25 protein-coding genes are annotated in these 24,482 nt (G+C 39.1%); 11 read left to right on the plus strand and 14 right to left on the minus strand.

Going from position 1 to position 24,482, the window contains the following annotated elements; translation table 11 throughout:
• Positions 1-756: 756 nt before the first annotated feature.
• The 4 genes from AC07VK_RS15740 to AC07VK_RS15755 all read left to right on the plus strand — a co-directional run bounded on the left by AC07VK_RS15740 (position 757) and on the right by AC07VK_RS15755 (position 5,991).
• Positions 757-2,544, plus strand: coding sequence for an AsmA family protein (locus AC07VK_RS15740; RefSeq protein ID WP_492961620.1), 1,788 nt, complete (start codon positions 757-759; stop codon positions 2,542-2,544).
• Between the two features lie 68 nt (positions 2,545-2,612).
• Complete coding sequence (locus AC07VK_RS15745) at positions 2,613-4,427, plus strand: hypothetical protein (RefSeq protein ID WP_492961622.1); 1,815 nt, start codon at positions 2,613-2,615, stop codon at positions 4,425-4,427.
• Between the two features lie 50 nt (positions 4,428-4,477).
• Positions 4,478-5,035 (plus strand): LemA family protein, encoded by a 558-nt coding sequence (locus AC07VK_RS15750; RefSeq protein WP_492961624.1) that lies wholly within the window; start codon positions 4,478-4,480, stop codon positions 5,033-5,035.
• On the plus strand, positions 5,035-5,991 hold the full coding sequence (locus AC07VK_RS15755) for a DUF3137 domain-containing protein (protein ID WP_492961626.1): 957 nt from the start codon (positions 5,035-5,037) through the stop codon (positions 5,989-5,991). The genes AC07VK_RS15750 and AC07VK_RS15755 overlap by 1 nt, the downstream gene beginning before the upstream one ends.
• 198 nt (positions 5,992-6,189) lie before the next feature.
• On the opposite strand, the gene AC07VK_RS15760 is transcribed toward AC07VK_RS15755, so the two are convergent.
• The 8 genes from AC07VK_RS15760 to gltX all read right to left on the minus strand — a co-directional run bounded on the left by AC07VK_RS15760 (position 6,190) and on the right by gltX (position 15,711).
• The gene (locus tag AC07VK_RS15760; RefSeq protein WP_086549472.1) at positions 6,190-6,555 is read right to left on the minus strand and encodes a response regulator; all 366 of its coding nucleotides are present in this window, start codon (positions 6,553-6,555) and stop codon (positions 6,190-6,192) included.
• Between the two features lie 19 nt (positions 6,556-6,574).
• Positions 6,575-7,159, minus strand: coding sequence for a chemotaxis protein CheB (locus AC07VK_RS15765; protein WP_492953896.1), 585 nt, complete (start codon positions 7,157-7,159; stop codon positions 6,575-6,577).
• A complete protein-coding gene (locus AC07VK_RS15770) occupies positions 7,144-7,962 on the minus strand; it encodes a CheR family methyltransferase (RefSeq protein WP_440827765.1) in 819 nt (272 codons plus the stop codon). Before AC07VK_RS15770 ends, AC07VK_RS15765 begins: the two co-directional genes overlap by 16 nt.
• A 3-nt stretch (positions 7,963-7,965) precedes the next feature.
• A complete protein-coding gene (locus AC07VK_RS15775; RefSeq protein WP_057931074.1) occupies positions 7,966-8,337 on the minus strand; it encodes a response regulator in 372 nt (123 codons plus the stop codon).
• 16 nt (positions 8,338-8,353) lie between these two features.
• Positions 8,354-11,938: a response regulator gene (locus AC07VK_RS15780; RefSeq protein WP_492961628.1), complete on the minus strand. Its 3,585-nt coding sequence runs from the start codon at positions 11,936-11,938 to the stop codon at positions 8,354-8,356.
• 18 nt (positions 11,939-11,956) lie between these two features.
• Positions 11,957-13,090, minus strand: coding sequence for a hybrid sensor histidine kinase/response regulator (locus AC07VK_RS15785; protein ID WP_492953894.1), 1,134 nt, complete (start codon positions 13,088-13,090; stop codon positions 11,957-11,959).
• Between the two features lie 105 nt (positions 13,091-13,195).
• On the minus strand, positions 13,196-14,038 hold the full coding sequence (gene ypfJ / locus AC07VK_RS15790) for a KPN_02809 family neutral zinc metallopeptidase (protein ID WP_492953893.1): 843 nt from the start codon (positions 14,036-14,038) through the stop codon (positions 13,196-13,198).
• A 164-nt stretch (positions 14,039-14,202) separates the two neighbouring features.
• A complete protein-coding gene (gene gltX, locus AC07VK_RS15795; RefSeq protein ID WP_492961630.1) occupies positions 14,203-15,711 on the minus strand; it encodes a glutamate--tRNA ligase in 1,509 nt (502 codons plus the stop codon).
• A gap of 221 nt (positions 15,712-15,932) precedes the next feature.
• On the opposite strand from gltX, the gene AC07VK_RS15800 reads away from it, so the two are divergent.
• Genes AC07VK_RS15800 through AC07VK_RS15810 form a run of 3 tightly spaced genes read left to right on the plus strand, consistent with a single transcriptional unit; the run spans position 15,933 to position 18,043 of the window.
• Positions 15,933-17,141: a sensor histidine kinase gene (locus AC07VK_RS15800; protein WP_492953891.1), complete on the plus strand. Its 1,209-nt coding sequence runs from the start codon at positions 15,933-15,935 to the stop codon at positions 17,139-17,141.
• Positions 17,122-17,631 carry a DinB family protein gene (locus AC07VK_RS15805; protein ID WP_492961632.1) on the plus strand — a complete coding sequence of 170 codons (510 nt, stop codon included), beginning with the start codon at positions 17,122-17,124 and terminating at the stop codon, positions 17,629-17,631. Before AC07VK_RS15800 ends, AC07VK_RS15805 begins: the two co-directional genes overlap by 20 nt.
• Positions 17,621-18,043 carry a hotdog fold thioesterase gene (locus tag AC07VK_RS15810; RefSeq protein ID WP_086548540.1) on the plus strand — a complete coding sequence of 141 codons (423 nt, stop codon included), beginning with the start codon at positions 17,621-17,623 and terminating at the stop codon, positions 18,041-18,043. The genes AC07VK_RS15805 and AC07VK_RS15810 overlap by 11 nt, the downstream gene beginning before the upstream one ends.
• Positions 18,044-18,264: 221 nt before the next feature.
• Here the strand turns inward: AC07VK_RS15810 and AC07VK_RS15815 are convergent, their stop codons facing one another.
• Positions 18,265-18,627, minus strand: a complete 363-nt coding sequence (locus tag AC07VK_RS15815; RefSeq protein ID WP_492953890.1) for a DUF6249 domain-containing protein — start codon at positions 18,625-18,627, stop codon at positions 18,265-18,267.
• 54 nt (positions 18,628-18,681) lie between these two features.
• Here AC07VK_RS15815 and AC07VK_RS15820 point away from each other — a divergent pair, with 54 nt between their 5' ends.
• Positions 18,682-19,326 (plus strand): Crp/Fnr family transcriptional regulator, encoded by a 645-nt coding sequence (locus AC07VK_RS15820; protein WP_492961634.1) that lies wholly within the window; start codon positions 18,682-18,684, stop codon positions 19,324-19,326.
• Positions 19,327-19,395: 69 nt separating this feature from the next.
• A complete protein-coding gene (locus AC07VK_RS15825) occupies positions 19,396-19,716 on the plus strand; it encodes a DMT family transporter (RefSeq protein ID WP_057931064.1) in 321 nt (106 codons plus the stop codon).
• Positions 19,717-19,942: 226 nt separating this feature from the next.
• Here the strand turns inward: AC07VK_RS15825 and AC07VK_RS15830 are convergent, their stop codons facing one another.
• Positions 19,943-20,146: a hypothetical protein gene (locus tag AC07VK_RS15830; RefSeq protein ID WP_492961636.1), complete on the minus strand. Its 204-nt coding sequence runs from the start codon at positions 20,144-20,146 to the stop codon at positions 19,943-19,945.
• 235 nt (positions 20,147-20,381) lie between these two features.
• On the opposite strand from AC07VK_RS15830, the gene AC07VK_RS15835 reads away from it, so the two are divergent.
• Both AC07VK_RS15835 and AC07VK_RS15840 read left to right on the plus strand, forming a co-directional pair.
• Complete coding sequence (locus AC07VK_RS15835; RefSeq protein WP_492961638.1) at positions 20,382-20,963, plus strand: RNA polymerase sigma factor; 582 nt, start codon at positions 20,382-20,384, stop codon at positions 20,961-20,963.
• Positions 20,960-21,442, plus strand: a complete 483-nt coding sequence (locus tag AC07VK_RS15840) for an anti-sigma factor family protein (protein ID WP_492961640.1) — start codon at positions 20,960-20,962, stop codon at positions 21,440-21,442. The genes AC07VK_RS15835 and AC07VK_RS15840 overlap by 4 nt, the downstream gene beginning before the upstream one ends.
• Positions 21,443-21,539: 97 nt before the next feature.
• On the opposite strand, the gene AC07VK_RS15845 is transcribed toward AC07VK_RS15840, so the two are convergent.
• From AC07VK_RS15845 to AC07VK_RS15860, 4 genes are all read right to left on the minus strand, one after another.
• Positions 21,540-22,067 (minus strand): RBBP9/YdeN family alpha/beta hydrolase, encoded by a 528-nt coding sequence (locus tag AC07VK_RS15845; protein ID WP_492961642.1) that lies wholly within the window; start codon positions 22,065-22,067, stop codon positions 21,540-21,542.
• Positions 22,068-22,171: 104 nt separating this feature from the next.
• Entirely contained in the window at positions 22,172-22,363 is a 192-nt protein-coding gene (locus tag AC07VK_RS15850) for a cold-shock protein (protein WP_025141747.1), read from the minus strand.
• 104 nt (positions 22,364-22,467) lie between these two features.
• Positions 22,468-23,394 carry a hypothetical protein gene (locus AC07VK_RS15855; RefSeq protein WP_492961644.1) on the minus strand — a complete coding sequence of 309 codons (927 nt, stop codon included), beginning with the start codon at positions 23,392-23,394 and terminating at the stop codon, positions 22,468-22,470.
• A 68-nt stretch (positions 23,395-23,462) separates the two neighbouring features.
• Positions 23,463-24,338, minus strand: coding sequence for a phosphodiester glycosidase family protein (locus AC07VK_RS15860; protein WP_492961646.1), 876 nt, complete (start codon positions 24,336-24,338; stop codon positions 23,463-23,465).
• Positions 24,339-24,482 lie beyond the last annotated feature (144 nt).

Below are 24,482 nucleotides of genomic sequence, written 5' to 3' on the forward strand. Positions count from 1 at the left end.
CAAGCGCAGCAAAGGAGCAAACGCTGTTACTTGCCATGCCCTTGCGCTCCAAAAAATTAACAGTTCCCCCGTTATAAAACGAGTCAGGATGTTTTTGGAAATGTAGGCTTCGGTGCCTGTAGGAGACTGTAGCCCCGCCCCCGCTTCTGCCCCAATTGAAAAAATTGTGGCATCCCGCTAAGGTCGGGTTTAGATTACAGCTGTTCCTGCTACTATGAGGGGGTTTCCATGCTGCCGTCCTAACCCATCTAGCCTTGGCGAAGCGGTACCCTGCAGGCAAGGAGGGGCACTACGGCCGAAAGCGTACAAGCGCAGCAAAGGAGCAAACGCTGTTACTTGCCATGCCCTTGCGCTCCAAAAAATTAACAGTTCCCCCGTTATAAACGAGTCAGGATGTTTTTGGAAATGTAGGCTTCGGTGCCTGTAGGAGACTGTAGCCCCGCCCCCCGCTTCTGCCCCAATTGAAAAAATTGTGGCATCCTGCTAAGGTCGGGTTTAGATTACAGCTGTTCCTGCTACTATGAGGGGTTTTCCGTGCTACCGTCCTAACCCATCTAGCCCTTGGCGAAGCGGTACCCTGCAGGCAAGGAGGCACTACGGCCGAAAGCGTACAAGCGCAGCAAAGGAGCAAACGCTGTTACTTACTTTGACCCTGCGTGCTAAAAATTATTTTATCATTCACTTATTGGTCTTTTGCCTTAGCCCTGAAAAAACCTTTCGCGCTTCTATCTGTTACCTATCGATAAGCCATAATAAATGACAGCTCAGCATAGAAATAAATTTTGGATCTGGATAGGAAGCATATTCGGCATATTGATTTTAATTGTTGCTTTTGGCGCCATGTTTTTAAGTGCCCGGTGGAAACCTATATTGACCGAAAAAATTAAAGCCGGGGTTTATAATGGCTCGCACCATTTGTACCGGATAGATTTTAAAAGCATTAATTTAAACGTAATTACAGGTAGCCTGGCGCTGCGCGATGTTACACTAATACCCGATACTTCGGTTTTTGATAGCTTAAGGAAAAAACAATTGGCACCTGCACATACTTTCGAGCTTAAATTAAAGAAACTACAGATTAGCCGTGTCGGAATATTAACGGCTTACTTTAAAAAGCGGATAGATGTAAATGAAATCGTTTTACAAAAGCCATCTATCAATATGATTTTCAATAAAGTAACCAATAAACCCGATAGCATAAAAGATAAAAAATCGCTTTACGAACAGATTTCGAAAACTTTTAAATCGGTACATGTTAAAACCATTAAAATTATAGATGCAGATTTCGATTACATCAATAAAACCTCAGCAAAAAAAACCAAAAACTCGATCAAACACCTTGATATTAACATTAATGATTTTTTGCTGGATTCACTTTCGGGCAACGATACAACAAGGTTTTACTATACAAAAGATGCATCCTTTCAGATTGCGGGTTATAAATCGATAACGAAAGATAAAATGTACTCGATGAAAGTTGATACCATTAAAGGTTCTACTGCATCAAAAAAAATAACGGTTAAAGGATTTAAACTTACACCATTGTACGACGAGCTTACTTTTGCAAGAAAATACAAGATCCAGAAAGACCGGTATAACCTCAATTTTGATAAAATAGAATTTAACGGCGTCGATTTTATCAGTTTAAATACCGACCAGAAACTGCATGCAAAATCGTTGAGGATTGGCCCGGCAAGTGTAGAAGTTTTTATGAGCCGTGAATCGCCGCCACCACCCGGCTTTGATAAAGGCCGAAACTACCCACATATGGCCCTAAAAAGGTTAAACATACCGACCCTGATCGATACAGTAAAACTCAGAAACATTAATGTTAAATATGCTGAATTTAACCCGGCGAGTAAAAAAATTGGATCGGTTGATTTTAAAGCACTAACTGGAAATATTTTAAATGTAACCAACGATAGTTTACAATTGCGCAAAAAAAGTCATGCTCTGGCAGATTTAAACGCTCTTTTAATGGGTACCGGAAAGCTGAATGTAAAAATTGATTTTAACCTTACGGATAATAATGGTGCATTTACCTACAGCGGGAATCTGGGGAAATTTGATCTGAAAAACTTAAACCCACTATCGAAAGCCCTGGGGTTAATAGAGATAGAAAGCGGCGATGTACAGCATATCGATTTCAGCGCAAACGGAAATTTAAGAGCTGCATCGGGCAAGATGAATATGCTGTACACAAACCTGAAAATAAAGCTCTTATCAGACAATATTGATGGAGAGGGAACCAAGGAAAAAGGTTTTTTGTCGTTTTTGGCCAATGCAATTCTAGTTAAAAACGAAAATCCACAAAAAGGCGAGGCACCAAGAACAGCAAGCATGGCCAATACGAGAATTAATTCGGGCTCCTTTTTTAACCTGATGTGGAAAACCCTTTTTGTGGGTATAAAGGATATTGTAGGTGTTAGTGTGATACCCGAAAAGAACCCGGTAAAACAGCAAAAAGTAATCGCAAAAAAAATAAGGGAACAAAAACGAGCAGACAGGAAAGCAGCGCGGAAAGCCAGGAGAGAAAAAAACTGATCTTACTTTTTTCAAATATATGTTTATAACCGTATATTGCTAATAAAACCACAGCCGCTCATTTTTTAATGCCTGATACCAGAAGATACCGTTATAGAGTTTTTAAATGGATTGCGTGTACATTACTCAGTGTTTTTATTGTACTCGCAGGTATAGCCTGGCTGTTAAATGTTAAGTCTCGCCCTATTTTAACCGATAGGATCAAAACACTCCTCTATAAATCAACCGATAGTTTATATACCATTAGTTTTACCAAGGTTTCTACCAATGTTTTTACGGGCAATGCTACCTTACAGAACGTAAAAATAATACCCGATACCAATCGGTTTAAGCAGCTCATCGCCCTAAAAAGAGCACCAAACAATTTATATACGGTGTCTTTAAAAAAACTCGTGGTGAAGCATTTTCACCCATTAACCTTGTACCGCGAAAAAAAACTTCAGCTGGAAGAAATCATATTTGATAAACCTGAGGTAACGATGGTTAACCAGCAATTTGCTTTCAATGAGGGGCGCGCACCCAGGCCCATTAAATCGCCTTACGATATCATTTCTAAAAACCTGAACGAATTTAGCATTAAAAGCATCAGGTTTAAGGATGTAAGTTTTAAATACATCAATAAAAACATAGCTAATTCAGTACCCTTCTCTATTGATGACCTCAATATTACCTTAACCGACCTGCTGGTAGATTCTACCTCTGCTGAAGATCCTACACGGTTTTATCTGATTAAAGATATTGTGATCAACTTGAATAACTATGTATACCATACGCCAGACAAGATGTACGATATCCAATTAGATAAACTGGATTTCAGGGCAACAACGGGTAAGTTAAGGATCAACAGTTTTGCTTTAGTGCCGTTACATGATGAAATGAACTTTGGCAAAGTTGCCGGATATGCGAAGGAGCGTTTCAACATCAAGATGAGCGACATTATGCTTAATGGGATTGATTTGCCTTTATACATTAGCAAACAAGAGCTTTGGGCAAAGGAAATGGCCATTACCAATGGTTTCGTTTCGGTATTTAACCATAACGGCCTCCCCAAAAAACCACAGGAAAGCAAAATCGGAAAGTTTCCGCATCAGCTTTTGCAGCTTGTTGAAGCACCTATTCTGGTCCAGAAAATCCAGCTAAAGGATATAAATGTGAATTACGCGGTTTATAACAATGAGAGTAACCAAAAGGGGCAGATTACTTTTGAACATACCTCGGGCATTATAAAAAACGCAACCAATCTCGAAAAAATTAAAGCCATAAACCCCATTATGCAGGTTAACCTGAACACTTATCTATTTGGGCAGGGAAAGCTTGATGTAAACTTTATATTTGATCTTACCGCTAAAGATGGCGCCTTTTCTTACAATGGGGTGTTACACAATTTTAATGCGCGGGTTTTAAATCAGATTACTAAACCCCTAGGCTTGGTCCGCATTAACCGCGGGAGTGTAGATAAATTGAAGTTCAACTTTAAAGCGAACGATTTAGGTGCAAAAGGAACGCTAGCGTTCTCCTATTACGATCTTTCTGTAGCGCTGATGAAAAACGATCCTGAAAAAGATCACCTGGTTACCCGCGGTTTCCTTTCTTTCTTAGCAAATGCTTTAATCATTAAATCAGAAAACCCCGGTGCGGATGGAAAGCTGGTACCCGTAACCGTAAATTACAGCAGGCCGGCAAATACCTCCTTCTTCAACATGATCTGGAAGAGCCTTTTTACCGGCATAAAATATAGCATCGGTATTACAGAAGAAAAGCAAAATGAAGTACGTGAGCATATTGCAAAGTTTAAGGCCATGCGGGCCAATCATATGCAAAGAAAACAGAAGCGCTTAGAGCGGCGGATAAAGCGCGAACGGGAACAAAATGAAAAGCGATAACATTTTGTAACCTTTTCTTATCTTTATTCTCTAAACCTTAAACTAAAATTATGATTATTGCCCTCATTATCATCGGATTTATATTCCTTATCGGGATTTTCTTTTACAACTCGCTTATCGGGAAGAAAAACCAGGTAACCAACGCTTTCTCGGCCATTGATGTAATGCTTAAAAAACGGTTCGACCTTATTCCAAATCTTGTTGAAGTGGTAAAACAGTACACTAATTACGAGCAGGGAACCCTGACCAAAATAGTTGAACTGAGAGCTAAAGCAGGCTCACCAAACATCAGCAATGCGGAAAAAGCAGATTTAGACGCCCAGTTGAGCAGCAGTGTGAAAGGTTTAATGGTTAACATCGAAAATTATCCTGATTTAAAAGCCAATACCAACTTTATTAACCTTCAAACCACCTGGACCGAAAGCGAAGAACAGATTGCCGCAGCCAGAAGAACTTATAATGCTTCAGTAACCGATTACAATAATTCAATCATGATGTTTCCCGGCAGTTTATTTGCCGGAATGTTAAACTTTCAGCCAATCGCCGTTTTAGAAACCGCAGCTGAAGAGCGCAAAAATATTAGCGCAAAAGAGCTTTTCAATAATTAATGCCGTTCGATATTGCAAATAATGTAGCCTTACAGCAAGTTTTGGCTACAATGGAGGTAGAGCGCAAAAGAATTGCCGGCACCCAAACCAAAGGCTATATTTTTATTGCCGCGAGCATTCTGCTCTGTGTTCTAGGCTTTTTCTTGGGTTTCCCTGTTCCAGGTGTAATTGGCGGCTTAATCCCTCTTATTTACGGAGGCGTTTTGTTATTTAAAATAAACGATTCTTTAACAGCTTACCAAAATGCCTACAAAACCAATGTAATTGGTGCTGCCCTTAAATTTTTAGACGAAAGTTTATCGATTAATCCCTACCAGGGAATTGAAGCATCAGAGTTTATGTACACACAGTTGTTTAGCAATGAGCCTGATCGTTATAAAACGGAGGATCTGGTAACTGGATGTGCCGATAAAACCAGGTTTTACTTTGCCGAGGTACATGCCGAATATAAAACAGTAACCCAAACAAAAGACGGAACCCGAACAGAGTGGCACGACATTTTTAGAGGAATTATCTTTGCTGCTGATTTTAACAAGAAATTTAATGGTGTAACCATTGTGAGGCCAAAAGATTTCGGAGCAGCTTTTGGCGCATGGTTTTCAAAAAACCTGTTTTCTTTTGGTAGTAATAACGTTATCCAATTAGAGAATATAGATTTCGATAAGACTTTTGTGACTTATGGCTCGGATCAGGTCGGATCAAGATACATCCTTACACCTGCCATGATGGAACGGATACTAAACCTCAACCATCAAACCAAATACAACATCAGTTTATCTTTTATCGAGTCGAGGATGTATATCGCCTTCCCGCTGAACCGGAACTATTTCGAAGCCCCCGTTTTTAAATCATTGCTCAGTCCGGAAACCGTAAATGAAGATATCTCTACCATAAAGTTTATGTATGATATTGTTAAGGAGCTGGATCTGAATACAAGGATTTGGGGCAAGGAATAAAAGATAGGTTATTCACAAGAATTAAAAAATTCGTCATCTCGACTTGAACGCAGTGGAATGGAGAGATCTGCTACGATAGATTAGCTTCGCTGAGCAATCGTGGTTCTCGATTTCGTTACACCCGATAGCCATCGGCTCCGCTCGAAATGACGACAATTCGAGCGGAGCTTTATATCGAAAGTTTAGCTTGGCCTATGGCTAGCTCAAATGTTTTTTCACAATTTCTTCAAGTGCAGCAATATCAAATGGTTTCGATAGGTAACTATCGGCACCTGCTTCATCGGCCAATGAAGATATATCATTATTGGCCGAAAAATAAATTACCGGAATGTGCTTTAAATCAGGGTGGCTTTTTAATGCTTTAGTAGCTTGTATCCCGCCCAGATCGGGCAACCAATTATCCATAAAAATTAAATCAGGCATATATGCTGCAACCTGTTCTTCTATGTTATTGGCATTTTCAGATGTTTTTATCTCATACCCGGCATCTTCCAAAATAAATGTACAGAGATCAAGGATATCCCTATTATCATCAAAAACAAATACTTTTTTTGCAACTATCATATTAACCTCCGAAAAGCAATTAATCATTTAATTTATTTATATAATCAGCCATATCATGGCTATCCAATATCACATGCGGCTCAACATTCAGCACCGCCTGTTGCGGCATATACGGCATTATGGCCGTATTTGGATTCTGTATAACCACTCTACCGCCAAAATTGTTTACACTTTTTAATCCTTCTACTCCATCTGCATTAGAGCCTGAAAGTAAAATACAGACTAGATTTTCTCTAAAAACCTCGGCTGCTGATTGAAAGGTAACATCAATTGATGGTCGGGAATAATTTACTTTTTCCGAATAATCTAAAGATATACTTCGGTCTTCCTCTATCAGCATATGGTAATCTGCAGGCGCAATAAAAACTTTGCCCGGACTTAAAAACTCCTTTTCTTCTGCTTCACCAACTACTAGTGTAGTGCGCGATTTTAACAAATCGGTTAAAAGAGATTCGTTACTTGCCTTACGGTGAACCACCAATACAATTGGAAAACCAATATCTTTCCTTAGGGCCGGAAAAATTTCGAGCACTACATCTAAACTACCGGCCGAGCCGCCAATAATTAATGCAGCACAAGGCCTGGAATCTACAGTTTCCGCCATATTTTTTCCATTTTAACCCTTTTGTATTCTTTGGCTTTTGGCCAAAACTCCAAACTTTCTTTACTTCCTAAAGCAAGGTACCCCAATTTCTCGATGCTACTATCAAAAAGGTTAAATACTTTATGCTGTAAGTCTTTATCAAAATAAATTAAAACGTTTCTGCATAAAATTAGCTGAAATTCATTAAAAGAATGATCGGAAACCAAATTATGCGTTGAAAAGATCATCTTACTATTTAAGCTTTCATCAAATTTTGCCAAAGAGTAGTTCGCCGTATAATAAGTAGAAAAATCTTTCAAGCCACCCGATTGCAGGTAATTTTCTGAATACTGCTTTAAATAGTTTAAGGGAAACATCCCTTTTTTTGCTTTATCTAAAACCGATGGATTAATGTCGGTGGCATAAATAAGCGATTTATTAAGCAAATTAAGTTCCTTTAAAACAATGGCAAGCGAATAAGCCTCTTCTCCGGTAGAACAACCCGCCACCCAAATGCGGATAAACGGATAGGTACCCAATACCGGGAGGACATCGTTCCGCAAAGATTTGTAAAAAGAAGGATCGCGGAACATTTCGGTAACATTAACCGTAATTTCCTCCAAAAAACGTTTAAAATATTGCTTATCTGTTTTAACCGTGTAACGAAATTCGGCGAAACTTACAAAATTATCCAGTCCGTAAAGGCGTATAATTCTCCTTTTTATCGATGCATGAGAATATTCCAGAAAATCATATCCATGGCTTTCCAAAACATCATTCAACAGGATTTCTACCTGTTCATTATCTATCGCATCACTTATCACCTGTTATTTTGTAAAATTTTCGATTTGCATTAATAACTCGTCAACATTTATCGGTTTTGAAACATAACCCGATGCGCCTGCGCTTAAGCAACGTTCCTTATCGCCAACCATGGCCTGGGCAGTTACCGCTAACACGGGTATATTCTGCATTTTAGCTGATTTTTTCATCGCTGCAATAGCCTGATAGCCGTCCATATCCGGCATCATCATATCCATTAAAACGATGGCAACATTATCATGTTTCTCCATAATAGAAAAACCTTCCTGGGCACTTATAGCAGATAAACAATCGAAACCTTTGGCCTTTAAAACAGCTTTTAAAGCAAAAATGTTTCGGTTATCATCATCAATTATGAGAATTAATTTTTGAGGCATAAAAATAAAAAATGGTTTATGATTTATGATGATTTTCGTATAACCAAACCCTTAGTAACGAGATCAGCTGATCCATGTCTACCGGTTTGCTGATATAATCGGATGCACCTGCTGCAATACACTTTTCGCGATCGCCCATCATGGCTTTTGCCGTAACGGCCAAAATAGGCAGGTTCCGGTATTTGATATCCTGCCTGATGGCTGTTGTCGTTTCGTAGCCATCCAGTTCCGGCATCATCATATCCATTAAAACAACATCAATTTGAGGGTTTTCGTTTAATAACTTGAGGGCTTCCTTTCCATCGGTAGCCGCTACCACTTTCATCTGGTGCTGCTCTAACATTTTGGTTAAGGAGAAGATATTACGCACATCATCATCCGCTACCAGAACCGTTTTACCAACCAATACATCCTGCAATTCGGAAAACTTTTTAGGTGTTTTGCTTTTCTCCTTGCTTTTTTCCTCTACCAGATGAAGGAACAAACCCGCTTCATCCAAAATACGTTGATAAGAATGTGCCGTTTTTACAACGATAGAATCAGCATATTGTTTGATGCGGTTTTCTTCGCCTTTTGAAAGGTTTTTACCTGTGAAAATGATAATCGGTAAATTCTCTAAACCAGGTGTTTTCTTTACCACTTCGAGGGTTTCGTAAGCATGTTTATCAGGAATACCCATATCCAAAATCACGCAGTTAACCTCTGGCTTGTGCAGGGCAGAAACACTTTCGTTTACCTGGTTAACAATTTCTGTCTGGATATTAAAATTGCTTAAAAAATAACTTAATGCCTTGGCATGCTGTTCATTTTCTTCTACTATAAGTACCTTTTTAGGGTGACGGCTTAAGGCATGCTCTAGTTTTGAAAATATCTCTTGCATGTGCTCAAAAGCAAAAGGTTTATTTATAAAATCTACTGCACCTTTTAACAAACTTTCTTTCTTAACCTGTAAAGAAGACATGATGTGCACTGGAATCGGACGTGTTGAAGGATCCGATTTCAGCTCTTCCATTACCTGCCAACCATCTTTAACCGGCAATTGGATATCGAGCAAAATGGCAAGTGGTTTAAAGGTTTTCGCCATTTCAATACCAACATCGCCACGAACGGCAACCAAACCCTTATAATTTCTTTTTCGGGTAAAATCTAAAAGTGTTTTGGCAAAAGGAGTATCGTCTTCAACAATTAAAATTACCTTATCATCAGGCTGAATGTTATCTCGGTCATCTTCAATCTCTTGCGGAATATTTTCGACTGTTAAGTGGCTCACTTTTTTTACCGGAGCCTCTAAAGCGATTACGGGCTTCTCCACATGAGGCACAGCACCGTCAAAACCTTTATTTCTATCAATGGGTAGGGTAAGTGTAAAAATACTTCCTTCGCCTTCTGTGCTTTTTAAATCAATATATCCGCCCAATAGTTTAGCCAGCTCTCTACTAATTGAAAGCCCAAGGCCTGTGCCACCAAATTTGCGCCGTGTAGAGCCGTCGGCCTGTTGAAAAGCTTCGAATACCATGCCTTGCTTTTCGGGCGCAATACCTACCCCTGTATCGGTAACTTTAAATACCAGCGCGCCCAACTTTTCATTTTTAGTAATATTTAGGGTTACCGCACCTACGGTAGTAAATTTAATAGCATTCGATAGCAGGTTTTTAATAATCTGCTCTAAGCGCATTTTATCGGTATGAAAAAATTCAGGAACTTCTGCCGATTTTTCGATAACAAAGTTTAGGTTTTTATCTTTAGCCAAAGGATTAAACAGCGAGCGCATGTTAAGGATAATCTCATCAACCTTTATATTTGCTCTATCGAGTTCCATTTTGCCTGCTTCAATTTTAGAAAGATCTAAAATTTCATCAATTAAACTTAAAAGACCCTGACCTGAACTTTGGATAACTTCTGCATATTCCTGATGCTCGCGATCCATAGCCTCATTTTCGGCCATTAACCTCGATAATAACAATATCGAATTAAGTGGTGTTCTTAACTCGTGCGACATATTGGCCAAAAATTCTGATTTGTACCTTGTACTAAGCTCTAAAGCTTCAGCCTTTTGCTGAATTTCTATATTGCGTTCTTCAATCAGTTCATTTTTTTCTTCCAGTAAACTGCTTCTTTCTTCGAGCTCCTGGTTGCTTTGCAACAATTCTTCCTGCTGTACACGTAATTCTTCTTCACTGGCCTGAAGTTTCTGTGCCTGTGCTTCGAGCTCTGCATTTAAGCCTTCTAACTCATTATGCTGAACCTGCAATTCTTCTGATTGTGCCTGCGTTTCTTCTAATAACTGCTGAAGCTTTTGTCTGTTCTGTGCACCCAACAATGCGGTACCCACATCAGATAAAACCAAGTTTAAAAAGTGTAACTGCAGGTCGCTGTATTTACCGATAGTGCCTAATTCTAATCCGCCTATTGAAATTTCATTTCTAATAATTGGAAGTACAATTAACTGTGCTGGTTTGATATTCCCGGTAGCATGTGTAATGGTTAATTCGCCCTGTGGAACATCATCCAATAATATTGGCTTACCTGATTTAACCGCCTGGCCAATTAAACCCTGGCCAAGTTCCAAGGTTTGGGTGAGATTTTGTCCTTGTAAAGCATATTGCCCTTTTAAATGCAGGTATCCATCATCCTTAAATAAATAAATGGCACCAATCTGGCTTTTGGTATAATTGGCCAAAAACTCTATAATGTCTTCTGCTAAATGGAAAACATCTTTTTCGCCAACCATTTTTACGTTTAAGTTAGCCACACCAGTTTGCAACCACTCATTCTCTTCTAAAGTATCGAAAGATTTTTTCAATGATGATGACATTGTATTTAGCGATTCGGAAAGCTCACCAATCTCATCCTGCGTTTGGCTATCGAGTTTTATACCATAATTACCATTAGAAATTTGGTAGGCAATTTCTTTAATGGCAACAATACGTTTTTCCATCTCGTATTTTTTATCTTCAATTTCTTGCTGAAGTTTAACACGTTCATCGAAATCGATTGATACTTTTCTGTAGAAAAACAGCGTGATGAGTATAGCCAGAATAGCTGCAATTAAAATCAGGATTGGCGTATAAGAAGTGAGCTTGTTCAGTTCTACAGTACGGCTTTCGAGTAATCTGCGCTCTTCTTTTACCATGCGGTTAACTACATTACGGGCCTGATCCATATAGGTTTTCCCTTCTAACAGTACCGTTGGATCGATCTGCCCACCCAACGATTTAATTTCGATTGTTGAGGTAATGATATTGAGCCTGCGGGCCATGATGTTTTTTAACTCCGCAACATTTTTTTGTTGTACAAGATTATCTTTAGTTTGTACTTCTATCCTGTTTAAGGCAGCCATCGCTGTATCCGTAGCCCCGTAGTAAGGCTGCAGAAATATTTTGTTTCCTGTTAAAAGGTAACCGCGTTGTCCCGTTTCGGCATCTTTTAAGGTAGAAATTACACCTTCGGTAGTTAAGATAACCTCATCACTGTGTTTTACAAGTTCAGTACTTTTAATAAGGTTGCTAATACTTACATAAGAAGCCAGCGAACTGATAAATAGAATAATTAGCGATAAGCCAAGGCCTAAGCGTAAATTATTTTTAAGCGTTGTTTTCATTATATGGATTAAGGATAGTTAGAATTGATTTTTAAGGATTTCCTCTTCTGTGGTAGGGATGATAAAGTAAAATTCAGACCCTTCATCCGGCACACTGTTTACACCAATTGTGCCGCCATGGCGGTTAATAATTTCAGAACAGATATACAAACCTATTCCAAGGCCATTAAAGCGGTTACTGTTATCTTCTACCCGATAAAATTTATCAAAAATTTTGTGCTGCTGCTCTTTTGAAATCCCTATACCAAAATCTTTCACCGCCAGATAAAGTTTTTCATCTTTAATATTCGTGGTTACATTAACCTGATTGGTACCTGGAGCGTATTTAATGGCATTTGTAATAAAATTGATGACTACTTGTTCCAAGCGCATTTCATCACCAAATATCATTTCGTCTGTTTTGCCCAGTTTGCTGATTTTGAAATCGGGATTAGATTGTTGCAACATCTCAATGGCATTGTTTACCATGTTATCAGCATAAAAACTTTTCATGTTAAACTTCATCTTTCCGCTTTCAATTTTCGAGATATCGAGCAGATCAACAATTAATTCATTTAATTTTTCGAGCTGGGTACTCGCTTTTTCGAGATGGTTCTGAGCCATGGTTTTATCATCTCTGTTAAGGCTGCGCTGCAGCAACTGAATATATCCTTTTACACTGGTTAAAGGTGTTTTTAACTCATGACTGGCAATGCTGATAAATTCGTCTTTTTTATGTTCGGCCTGTTTCCGGAACTCGATTTCTTCAAGCAATTTTTCCTGTACCTCGTTAAGTTTTCTATTCTGCTCGTAAATGCGATAAAACGTTTTTATTTTAAGGAGCAGCACATTAATATCAACCGGTTTGGTAATGTAATCCAGTCCACCGCTCAAGTATCCCTTGGTGATAAATTTTAACTCTGTATTTACAGCAGAAAGAAATATAATGGCGGTATCTTTTGCCTTACTAAAACCAGAAATGGTTTCGGCTACCTCGAAGCCATCCATATCTGGCATTTGTACATCGAGAATAATCAGGACATAGTTGTTTTTTAAAACTTTTTTCAGCGCTTCTTCGCCAGACGATGCGGTATCAACCTCAAAACTGTGTGCCTGTAGTACTTTCTGTAACGAGATCAGGTTTTCGGGCCTGTCATCAACTATAAGGATCATCTTTTATTAAAACAAATAAGAAGCCGGGATAATTATGTTTGGTTTTGAGATAAAAAACTCATTAACTGTAAACAAACAATGCTCTTTAAAAAAAGTTTTAAGTTTTTATAAATTGTTTGAATTAAAAGTATCGCCCTGCCTAATATCTCCGGTTTCGAAGCCTTTTTTAAACCAGAACATCCGTTGTGCAGAGGTACCATGGGTAAAAGAATCTGGCTGAACATCGCCTGTAGCCTGTTTCTGCAATTTATCATCGCCTATGGCATTGGCAGCAGTTAACGCTTCTTCAATATCTCCTTCATCTAATTTAAAATCCTTAAGGTTTTGGGCATTGTGCGCCCAAAGCCCGGCAAAAAAATCGGCTTGTAGCTCTAATTTCACCGACAAGCGGTTATATTCTTTTTCGCTCACCTGCCCACGTGCCCGATCTAGTTTTTCCGAAATTCCCAATAAATTTTGAACATGATGGCCTACCTCATGTGCAATTACATAAGCCTGTGCAAAATCTCCGGACGCACCGAAACGGTCTTTTAAATCGTCGTAAAATGATAAATCGATATAAACTTTATGGTCGCCAGGGCAGTAAAAAGGACCTACATTGGCTCCTGCATTGCCACAGGCAGTTTGCACAGCTTCTCTAAATAGTCTGAGCTTAGGATACTCATATTGTTTACCCATTGCCTGAAATTCCTTATCCCATACCTGCTCGGTCGATTCTAATACACCCGCTACAAACTGTGCCTGTGGATCGTTAGCCGGAACGCCCTGCTTAACTTCTTCCGTACCTGTAGTAGCCGGAAGTTGACTAACTAAGCCAGTTAAATCTTTTCCAAAAATTAGGCCGAGCACCACGATTATTATACCTACACCGCCCCCGAGGATGGTTTTCCCACCGCCGCCGCTTCTTCCGTCTTCTACATTATTACTGCCTTTACCAAACCATTGCATAATTTACTTCTTTAGTTTAATGAATAACCTTAATTATGGGACAATTGTTATACTAAAGTATAAATTATTTTTATTGATTTATTCTTTTGGATTATTGCAAAAAAAGAAGCCGGGTTTAAAATCCGACTTCTCCGTATTATCTTCCTGCAATCACAGTATAAATGCTAATTATTAAAAACAGCAATTGCTTTAGCTATTCTTGTTTTAGTTTCTGTTGCGCCCAACAGCACAGCAATATCAAAAACACCAGGCCCAAATTTACCGCCCACCAGCATAATACGGAAAGGCAACATCAATTCGCCTGGTTTAAAGCCTTTTTCTTCGGCCAAGGCTTTAAAAGCTACTTCGGCAGTACCTGCATCGGTTAATGTTAAACCAGCAGCAAAAGCATTAAAAAAATCAGCTTTTTCGGCTGTCCATTTTGGTTTTACCGAGTTTACATCATATTCTGCGGGTGAAGCAAAAAAGTAACTGCTTTGTGCCACAAAATCCGGCAATAATGTACAGCGATCTTTAATTAAATCAATAACGGTATTTAAATAAGCTCCGTCTTTTACTTCAATTCCTGCTTTTTCGAGCTCGGCTTTAACTGCCAAATGTAAACTACCAACTGAAGATTGTTTAATCCACTCATGGTTATACCATTTAGCTTTTTCGAAATCGAATTTAGCCCCTGCCTTACTGATTCTTTCTATCGAGAATTTTTCTTCCAGCTCTTTTAGCGAGAATAACTCCTGGTCGGTACCATCATTCCAGCCTAAAAGTGCCAGCATATTGATAAAAGCTTCGGGCATAAAACCCATTTCTTTAAATCCTTTGGTTACATCCCCAGTTTTAGGGTCGGTCCAGTTCATCGCGTAAACCGGGAAACCTAATCGGTCGCCATCGCGTTTACTTAATTTTCCATGTCCATCTGGCTTTAAGATTAAAGGCAGGTGTGCCCATGCAGGCATCTCCGCTTCCCAACCTAAATATTTCCAAAGTAAAATATGAACCGGTGCCGAAGGCAACCATTCTTCTCCCCTAAAAGCATGACTGATTTCCATCGCCTTGTCATCAACCACAACGGCTAAATGGTAGGTTGGCATTCCATCAGCTTTTAATAATACTTTATCATCAACCAGCGAGGTTTCGAAGCTTACATCACCGCGGATTAAATCATTAAAATGTACAATTTCATCGGTTGGTACTTTAATACGGATAACATGCGGTGTTTTGGCTGCCAGTAACTCTTCAACCTCGCTAATGGTAAGGGTTAAAGAATTGCGCATTTGCATACGCGTGGCCTGTCCGTATTGGAAATTTGGAATTTCTTTACGTTTGGCATCTAAATCTTCCGGTGTATCAAAGGCGTAATAAGCATAACCATCGCTAATTAACTGTTCGGCAAATTTACGGTAGCTGGGTTTGCGTTCGCTTTGGCGGTACGGGCCATAAGCCCCTGGCTTGTTGGGGCTTTCATCTGGTGTAATGCCGCACCAATCTAAACAGTTAACGATATATTCTTCAGCGCCTTCTACAAAGCGGTTTTGATCGGTATCTTCTACACGAAGTACAAAAGTTCCGTTATTTTTTTTGGCGAACAAATAATTGAACAAAGCGGTGCGTACACCACCTAAATGCAAACCTCCGGTTGGGCTTGGGGCAAATCTTACTCTAACTTTCTTATCCATAATTGGTTTGTTGAGCGCTTGGCGTTAGGCGTTGGGCGCTCTAGCGCTTGCCGCTCTGCGCAAAACGCAAGACGTTGCAAAGATATGTTTTTCATCCATTTTATAGTGTTTCATATATGATGAAGCTATGATGTATTCGAAATGATTGCTCAAGGTTTTTTAAAAAGCATAATGGTTTTATGTTTTTTCCGTTTTGTTATTGTAATTTGGCTAGCTAAAGCATGAATCCTTATCAAAAGAAACGCCGCTGGAAGTTTTTCCTTCTCATTTTTGCCATATTAATTGGCATTGCTTCAGTATTTTACACCGATTCTTTTGTAAAAAAAATGGAACGCGAAGAGGCCGACCAGTTTCACCTTTGGGTGAAAATTCAGGAACGGGCCATGTTTCTTTACGATAATGACGATTATCGTGTAATTGTAGAAACGGTACGTGCAAACACCAAAACACCAGTAATCTTGATCGACTCTGCAGGAACGATTACTTCTTTTTTTGGTTTAGACAGTACTAAAACCAATTATCCCGTTGCAGATGCTAAACTCACTTACGATAGTTTATATTTTGTAAGGCAGTTAAGGCAGATGAAAGCACAGCATCCACCAGATGAAATGAATTTTTTGGGCAAAAAATTTAAGGCTTACTATCGCGACTCCTTCGTTCTGACACAGCTGAGGTACTTCCCATACATCCAAATGGGGGTTATCTTCCTTTTCCTTTTAACAGCTTATGCAGCATTTAGTTCTGCGCGGAAAGATGAACAAGACCATGTTTGGGTAGGTTTGGCCAAAGAAACGGCCCACCAGCTGGGTACGCCAATATCATCACTCATGGCCTGGACGGAGTTGATGAAATCTAAATTTGATGCAGAAGATGATCCGCTGATTGCGGAAATGGAAAACGATATTAAGCGTCTGGAAATTATTACCGACCGTTTCTCGAAAATCGGTTCAAAACCCATACTAGAAGACCATACAGTTTACATTGTAATCAGCGATTTTATCCGCTATTTTAAAGTACGTACCTCAGATAAGGTTAAATTTAGCATTACCGGCGATGAGCAGGTAAGGGCGATGTTAAACGTTCCATTATTTGATTGGGTAATTGAAAACCTTTTAAAAAATGCAGCAAACGCCATCGAAAACGAAGGGTCGATCTCCATCAACATTATAGAAAATTTAGCTAAAGAACAGGTATTTATTGATGTGAGCGATACCGGAAAGGGAATTCCAAGATCTAAGTTCGATGCGGTTTTTCAACCTGGCTATACTACGCGTAAACGCGGTTGGGGTTTAGGTTTATCGCTTACCAAACGTATTGTAGAAAATTACCACAGTGGAGAAATTTTTGTAAAAGACTCTGAACTGGGTAAAGGCACAACTTTTAGAATAATATTAAAAAGCAGTTTAAGATATGAACCGACCACAGCCTAACGAATATCCAACTTGGGGCGAAACCTATATCAGTAAAGTAGATCGAGATATTTTCGAAATTTTAAACGATCAGATGTTAAGTCTGCCGGCCTTGTTTAGGGCAAATGCGGATAAAGCTGATTACGCCTATGCCGAAGGCAAATGGACACTGAAAGAAATGTTAGGCCATATTATTGATACTGAACGCGTTTTTGCCTTTCGGATTACCTGTTTTGCCCGAAAAGAACAACAGCCTTTGCCAGGTTTCGAGGAAGATGACTATGTAACCAATGCCCGCTTTGCTGAGCGCGATCTGGAAGATCTGATCGAAGAATTTATTGCATTGCGTAAAGCCAATTTATACCTCTTTAAATCTTTAAACGAAGAAGAACTAAACAGAAAAGGAATTGCTTCGGGCAGAGAAATTAATGTAAAATCTATTTTATTTATTGTAGGTGGCCATATTATCCATCATGTTTACATTTTAAAAGAACGTTACCATGTGGTTTAAAAACTTTACGGTTGATGAGCTGAACAACCGCCCTAAAAATCATTTAGGTGCGCTGCTCGATATCCGCTTTACCGAAATTGGCGAAGATTTTATTATTGGAACCATGCCTGTTGATGAACGTACACACCAACCTGCAGGGATTTTGCACGGCGGCGCCTCGGTGGTTTTGGCAGAAACCTTGGGCAGTATTGCATCGTATATGTGTATAGATCCTGAGAAGTATGTTGCTGTTGGTTTAGAAGTAAACGCCAACCATTTGCGGCCAGTAAAAAGTGGTTTGGTAAAAGGCATTTGTAAACCTTTACATATTGGGGCCAAAACCCAGGTTTGGGAAATTAAAATTTACGATGAACGTGGAAAGATGAACTGCATTAGCCGTTTAACCGTAGCAATTATTAACAAACCACAATAAAGAGAAGTCATTCCTTGCAGTCATCTGCTGTCAGATGTTACCATCTGACAATTATATTAATGATTGGTCTTTTTTGTCTGATAGAAATATCTGACAACACAATATCCCACAGCGCTAAAAAAATAAGAGAAATCAAGTTTTGAACAACTCTTGTTCTAAAACCTGACTCCTCTCCGATCCGCATCAGAAGAAAGCATCTGGCGGCAGGACTTATTTAATAATTAAAACTTATTATTATCCAGCCATTTCTTCTCTACCAGGTAGGAAACAATTAAACCAAGTCCGCCGAAAATTCCAACGAAACCAAAGTAAATGGCTACCGATTGTCCTTGCTCACTGTGGGTCATGTCGCTGCCGAACACTCCTCTAACTGTAAATAGTGCTACCAGTAAGCCAATTCCTAAACCAACCAAAAGCAAACCGAACTTTAAACTTAAAAACGGTTTTGGTGTAGCCTTATGCACACCCGGATCGATTCCCCTTTCGATCATTGCCATTTTCTCTTTGTTTGATAGGTAGCGGATTCCGAATACCATTGCGAATGCACCTAAAAAAAGTGAGATTGGGACTAATATACCTTCCATGATTATAATTTTTTAATTTGTAAATATTCTATTGTTTAACTTGAACCGTGTTCTGTGTATTATGACTACATACTTTTTAATCAGGTTACACCCCCTGGTGAAAAAAAATCGATAGCTTTATTAAAAATTCCCTTGTACAGTCAGTTAAAAAATATAGAAATCTTTAAGCCGCTCAGCAATGAAGCTTTAGAAAAGTTAGCTGCTGTTTCTAAGCGGGTAGAACATCAAAAAGGAACGGTTTTAATCTATGCAGATAAAACAGAGCCTTATTTCTATATCCTCGAAAGTGGTATCGCCAGAGCCTATTCTGACGGAGAAAACCAACAGATAACCTTTTGGTTCGGACAAAGTGGTGCCGTTCTTTTTTCTTTTAACAGCTATATTAATAATAGCCCCGGTTACGAAAATATTGAGCTATTGGAAAACTGCAGTTTAATTCAAATCAGGCTAAGCGATCTTTTTTCGCTTTACGATCAACATTTAGAAATTGCCAATTGGGGCAGAAAAATTGCAGAACAGGAGTTAATTGCTACTGAAAGAAGGTTAATAGACCGGGCTTTTAAAGGGGCGGCAGAACGTTATCATGAATTTGTAGATCAATCTCCCCAGCTGATTAAAAGAGTAGCCTTAAAACATATTGCCTCATACCTGGGTGTAACCCAGGTTACCCTGAGCAGAATAAGAGCAGCTCATAAATAAAATCATTTTTTAACATTTGTAAAATGTTGCCTAATAAATGTGCCTTAAATTTGCAGAAACACATTTATCATGAACTGGATTATCTTAATTATTGCCGGCCTTTTTGAAGTTGGCTTTACCACCTGCCTTAAATTATCGAACAATTTTTCGAATATAAAATGGAGTACAGCTTTTTTTGTCTGTATTATTTTAAGTTTCTTATTACTAAATAAAGCAACCCAAACTTTACCCATGGGAACTGCCTATGCAGTTTGGACGGGTATTGGTGCCGTAGGAACAGTAATTATCGGAATTTTTTATTTCAACGAACCGGCAACCTTTTGGCGGATATTTTTTATCTGTACGCTTATAGGATCAATTGCGGGTTTGAAGTTCTTTGCTTCACATTAGTGCATGTGCACCTTGTGAAGTTTAGCAGGCCCCGGAGCAGGAGGGAACTTCGCAAGTTTACCATTGACCATAAAAGCTGTTTTATTTATTGGAGCGCAGTGCCTCTGCAGTTAACCGAATTGGTTCCCGTGTTTCATATTCAGGGTTTTCAGGGCGCCACAACTTTGTGCGTAAACCTGATGGCAGCGGCAGCCCCGAAGCATGAGGGCTAAAGCGAACAGCAGGACTACAATCCGCCATGGAAAACTGCCCATTCATTTCCAAAAAATCTAAAAAATGAATGTTTCTGCTTATAGTTTTCTTTTTGGAGCGCAAGGCCTGTGCAGGTAATCAAATTGGCTCCCGTGTTGCGCTTGTACGCTTCGGCTTCGTTCCTCAGCCTGCAGGGTACCGCTTCACCCAGGGCTAAATGGCCAAGACCGTATTTCATATTCAGGGTTTTCAGGGCGCCACAACTTTGTGCGTAAACCTGATGGCAGCGGCAGCTCCCGACTTCACGTCGGGACTACAGCGAACAGCAGGACTACAATCCGCCATGAAATACTGCCCTTTCGTTTCCAATAACCAATTTTACCTGATTCATCTCGCTATTTACAAATAATAAATCTCCTTAATTATGTTTCACGTGTAACCTGTTTATCTTTAATGTAGTCTTATTGCTAAACATGGAGCAAAAACCTACAGATTTAGAGCTGATCCAACAGGTATTGAACGGTGAAACCGATCAGTATGCTTTGTTGGTGAAACGCCATCAGCGATTTGTATTTACGCTTGCTTTAAGGTTTTCGAAAAACAGGGAAGACGCCGAAGAAATTGCGCAGGATTGCTTCGTAAAAGCTTATAAAGCATTGGGTACCTTTAAACAAACAGCTAAATTTAGTACCTGGCTGTACACGATAACCTATACTACGGCGATGACTTTTTTAAGGAAAAACCGTTTAGATACTACGTCGATACATGATGAAAGCACCATTTTACAGCTCGAAAACCATACCTCGAGCCTTAATGCAAATGACTATGAGCGGCAGGATAGCCATGCTTTTTTAAATATTGCCATTACCCAGCTTTTACCAGACGATGCGGCTATTATTACCCTATTTTATAAAGGCGAACAGAGCTTGGAAGAAATTGGCGAAGCACTGTACATGGAACCCAACACGATAAAAGTAAAGTTGCACAGAGCCAGACAAAGACTTAAAGAAAAATTACAATATTTGTTAAAAGATGAAGTAAAGGAGTTACTATGAATACAATAGAAGAACAACTTTGGGATTATATTGATGGGAATTTGGATGATTCTTCAAAAAAAGCCATCGAAGAAAAAATTGCATTAGATGCCGAAGTTAGATCGCAGTATGAAGACCTTTTAAAGCTTAATTTAGTTTTTAATGAACTCGATCTTGATGAGCCTTCTATGTCTTTCAACAGGAATGTAATGGAAAGTATTGCTTTAACTCCTGCCCCGGTAGCGATGAAAACAAAGGTCGACAAAAAGATTATTTACAGCATTGGGGGCTTTTTCCTGTTCTCCCTAATTGCCGTATTGGGTTATGTGCTTTATAATGCCAACCTCGAAATGCCTCAATTCGATTTGAAGGTGAATTTCGATTTCAGATTAGAGAAATACATTACGCCCACGACTATTTATGCCTTTCTTTTTGCAGATCTGGTGATCGGATTAATTTTTCTCGACCAGTTTTTAAGGAAGAAAGTTGCGCAGAAGTAAGAACGCTTAAATTGTTCCCGCAGATCAAATTGATTTAGGCAGATTTATGCTCGTCTGTACTTTTTCCGAAATCTGCGGGAACCCAATAGGGTAAATATTAGCCCAAAGTTTTTAAAATCTTTAGCCCCTCTGGCCACTCACCGAAACCAGCATCGGCATTAATATGGCCGGCACTACCGATATTAATAAATTCACTTCCCCAGTTCTCAGCAAAAAATTCGGCCCTTTCTAGTGTTACCCATTCATCATTTGAACTGGCCACAACTATGGTTTTAAAGTTTATTTTATCTAAAGGTACATGATCAAAACCTACCGTATCGAAAGTATAACGTGGCGCGTCCAAATCGCTGGGTGCTACCAATAATGCACCTTTAATTTTCTTTTGATATTGTTTTGCCCAGTTTGCAATTGCGGTACAACCCAAACTATGGCCAATTAAAATCACATCAGCCAAATTATAGTCAGCAACGGCCTGATCTATTGTTTCAATCCAATCTTTGCTGGCGGGTGTATCCCATTCCCGCTGATTAATCCTGATAAAATGATCTCCAGATTTTTCGAAATGCGTTTGCCAATGATCTGCGCCTGAATTACCCAAACCAGGAACAATAAAGTAGTAGGTCATAATAAGTGAGAATAGCTCTTGAATAAATTGAGGCGGCGAAAAATAAAACAAAAAAAGGCCGCCATCGCAAGAAAGCAGCCTTCTCTGTAAATATGATAAATAAATTAAATTACTTTCACATTAACGGCATTTAAGCCTTTTTTACCGTTAGCAACTTCGTACTGTACTTTGTCGTTTTCACGGATTTCGTCGATAAGACCTGTTGAATGAACAAAAATTTCGCTATCTCCATTTGCAGGTACGATAAAGCCAAAACCTTTAGTTACATTGAAGAATTTTACTGTGCCTTCTTGCATTGTATTAAATATTAAAATTAAGTATGCAAGGTAAGTTTTAATTTTTAAAATCAAAATAAATTTTAACATTTTTTTAACGTTAAAATTTTGTAAATAGCAGATTACTAAGGCTTTTTAATTGCCTTCCCAATTATTGTTAAAGTAATTTCACTGTTATGCGGAATCCCGAGTGTTGTTCCGGGCGCCACATCAAAAAGGTTTCTAACATAGATATCTGCTATCCCCTGAGCCACCTTTTTTTTAGCTTCAACATTCTCGGGAAGCACGTTATAAATTGTTTTTACATGTATCCTTCCCTGAAAATCTATCACCGCTGCAACCTGGTAAGCAAAATCTTTATAAGCCCGGTCTATCCGGATAATATATTGCGGAAACATATAGTCGTAGGCCTCTGTCCTGTTATTGGCCCGATCAACCGTGCTGATTTTTTCTACCCTAACAATTTTACTTTTTGGTATAAACTGAACCGGATCTGTTGCCGCAAAAGCACTATCGCTATTCAAATTAACTTCGGCAGCACGCTTCTCTATGAAAGCAGTATCGGCCTTGCTCGGTTTTTGCAGATCAGCAGCCTTGACCTTCAATTTGTTTTTAATATAATCCTGCGCGTAAAAAGTCATATTTACATCCGAGCGGACATCTGAAGCAATTACTTTTCCATCAACCTGAATCCGCTGAAAAACCAAACTATCTTTACTGATGTGTTTTACTTTAAAAAATTCCGCAGCAAAATTATATACATTTCCGTGATCGTACTGCATGTAGAATTTTTGCATTCTTTGCTTCTGTGGACTCCAGGCCGACATGGTATCTTCTTTAACCACTTCAATGATCCAGGATGGTTTTTGCATAAAACCTTCCTTATTAAAAGAAAGTCCACTTTTAAACCGGCGTTTTACCTCTTGATAACGGATGCCTTTTACTGGCTCGAAAGTAAAATCCCTTAAAGTTGGGTCGCTGGTTTTAGAGCCAAACTTACAGGCAGAAAGCATCAGCACAAAAAAGAAAAAGTATATGGTATGTTTAATCATTTCTACAAAAATCTTTGGCTAAAATAAGTTTTTTTAACCAGAGCTAAACATGCTGTTATAGATACAGGTCATCTCCGCGCTTGTTTTTTCACCAAAATAACGTTAGCTACTTTGCGCTGCCCTTCATGGTCCCATTTTTTATTATCAGTTGGATAGTTGACAACACCATTATCAGGCATTCCGTTTACCCACAAAGTTGTAGAGCCTCCGCCATCAAAATTTAGGGCACTGGCACAGCCTAGCCAACGCATTAATTTGGTTAGCTCAAACAAACTCATGCCTGCCGAGTTTTCATTTCTTCCGTCAACAGTTAACAAAATCACTCTCCCATTTGGCTTTATCCCCAGGCAGGTACGCGGATGGCGCAGGCGGCTAAATCCGGTCGTATCTAGCTTTTCATCAATATAATTTAAAGTTAATAAGGGGCCATTTAACAAAACGTCTTGAGCGGTCATTTTTGCTTCCCAATCGCTTGTTCCGTCCCACTTTTGGATCGAAATTTTTCCATTCTCAATTACAACCGCTGCTTCCTGATGCCTTGCCCGATTTCCATTTTTATCCAAGCGGTTGGCATTAATGGTTTTTCCATTAACGCGAACAAAATCTACCGAACCTCCATTTTTTACATCGAAAAAATTGCCATTTACTGCGGCCATTGCGCTATCGCGTAATCCAAAATTACTGGTGGTAATCAGCTCCTTCTCTTCTGCTCCAATGGCAAAAAATGCCTTCCGGCCCGTATTTTTTATTTCTAAAAACGAAATGTTTTCGTTTGCAGCGAAAAGATTTTTCTGGTCGAAGTGGTGCTTAAATAAAGTTACCTGTTTGGCAATTCTGTGCTTATGCCATTTGGTTTTTACGATCGTTAACGAATCTGCACTTTGGCCAAAAGCAGATAAACTGTATGTAAATAAGGTAAGGGCAAATAATAATCTTTTAAGCATAATAGCTGTTTTAATCATAAAATTAAAAAATGGCTATGTGTTTAGCTTAAAGCATCAAAAATTATACAAAGGGTATTAAATAGATTCGTCATTTCGAGCGAAGTGCAACGAAGCCGAGAACCACGATTGCTCAGCGAAGCTAAA

It is taken from the genome of Pedobacter sp. GW821-FHT01D05 (genome assembly GCF_059422505.1).